This is a genomic window from Arthrobacter sp. TB 26, from assembly GCF_000427315.1.
Classification (GTDB): domain Bacteria; phylum Actinomycetota; class Actinomycetes; order Actinomycetales; family Micrococcaceae; genus Arthrobacter.
In genome coordinates this window covers 10,209-11,670 of sequence record NZ_AUPJ01000137.1, presented here as the reverse complement: position 1 = coordinate 11,670, position 1,462 = coordinate 10,209, and the positions used below count along the sequence as shown (strand labels likewise).

2 protein-coding genes and 1 pseudogene (2 of these 3 only partly in view) are annotated in these 1,462 nt (G+C 68.3%); all 3 read right to left on the bottom strand.

Annotation, left to right across the window (positions count from 1 at the left end; translation table 11 throughout):
* Positions 1-637, bottom strand: a pseudogene (locus K789_RS22285) (TrmH family RNA methyltransferase); it reaches 169 nt to the left of the window's first position.
* A gap of 7 nt (positions 638-644) precedes the next feature.
* Positions 645-1,430 (bottom strand): sulfite exporter TauE/SafE family protein, encoded by a 786-nt coding sequence (locus K789_RS0104300; RefSeq protein ID WP_024365678.1) that lies wholly within the window; start codon positions 1,428-1,430, stop codon positions 645-647.
* Positions 1,343-1,462, bottom strand: the 3' end of a protein-coding gene (locus K789_RS0104295; protein ID WP_024365677.1) for an ABC transporter ATP-binding protein. 768 nt of this gene lie beyond the right edge of the window; the window shows 120 of its 888 coding nt (coding positions 769-888); its start codon lies beyond the right edge, outside the window — the gene reads right to left on this strand; its stop codon occupies positions 1,343-1,345. Before K789_RS0104295 ends, K789_RS0104300 begins: the two co-directional genes overlap by 88 nt.

Genomic DNA, 1,462 nt, shown 5'->3' with positions numbered 1-1,462 from the left:
GGGCGGCCAGCTCATCGAGGTCGACGGCGTCGTCCGTAAGTTCCATGGCGGCCACGGTGAAGCCTTCCGCGCGGAGCACCTGCAGGTCCCCCGGCCAGTCCTCCAGCCGGGCCCAGGGCACCTGGAACACCGTTCCCATGCTGACCCGGACGCTGCGCCGGTACAGCGGGTCCCCGCAGCGCGGCGACACGAGGACGGCGTCGATGCCCAGCGCAGCGGCGGACCGGAAGATCGCTCCGACGTTGGTGTGGTCCACGATGTCCTCCAGCACGGCAACCCGCCGGGCCCCGGCGAGCAGCGCGGGCAACGGCACGGGATCGGGCCGCTGCATGGCCGCCATGGCGCCACGGTGCAGGTGGAAGCCGGTGATGTCCTCGAGGAGGGCTGCGGAGCCGATGTACGCGGGGACGTCCGGGTACTGCTCAAAGATGTCCGCGAGGTCCTCGAGCCATTTCTCGGCCAGGAAGAAGGAGCGTGGCCGGTGACCCGCGGCGAGGGCCCGGCGGAGCACCCGGGAGGACTCGGCGATGTACATGCCTTCGGCGGGTTCCCGGAGTTTGCGCAGGTGCACGTCCGTGAGCTGGGTGTAGTCCGAAACCCGGGGGTCATCGGCGGAGTCAAGGCGGTGGAAGGTCACGGGCGGGTCACTTGAAGAGGTTGGCGATCATGAAGCCCAGGGCGACCAGGCCCAGGACAAAGATGACTCCGCGCAGGACCACCGGGGGCAGGCGGCGGCCGACCTTGGATCCGATCACGCCGCCGATCAGCGAACTCACGGCAATCAGTCCGACGACGGCCCAGTCGATCCGGCCGAAGGCGAAGAGCAGGTAGGAGGCTGCCGCCACGACGTTCACGCCGAGGACCAGGATGTTCTTCATGGCGTTGGCGTTCTGGATGGTGCCGGTCATGAAGATGCCGAGGATCCCGACCAGCAGGATGCCCTGGGCGGCGACGAAGTATCCGCCGTACACGCCGGCGAGGTACACCAGGACCACCAGGATGACGCCGTGGCGGCGGTCCCGGATGGCATGTTCGGGGTTCTGCTCCCGGTTCCGGACCCACTGCTGCAGCCGGGGCTGGAACGCCACCATCAGCAGCGCGAGCACGATCAGGACGGGGGCAGCGTAATGGAAGACCTTCTCGGGCAGGTGCAGCAGCAGGTACGCCCCGGTGATGCCGCCCAGAAGCGACGCGGGCAGGAGTTTGAGCAGCTGCTGTCCGCGTCCTGTCAGTTCCTTGCGGTAGCCCCAGGCGCCGGCGGCGTTCCCGGCCACCAGGCCCATCGCGTTGCTGATGGACGCGGTGACAGGTGCGTAGCCAAGTGCGATCAGCACCGGGAAGGTCACCAGGGTGCCGGAACCGACAACACTGTTGATGGTGCCGGCCCACAGCCCGGCGAAGAAAATGAAGACGCTATTGAAGAACTCCACGCGCGGTCAGCGGTCCGTTCAGCGGCGGGCGG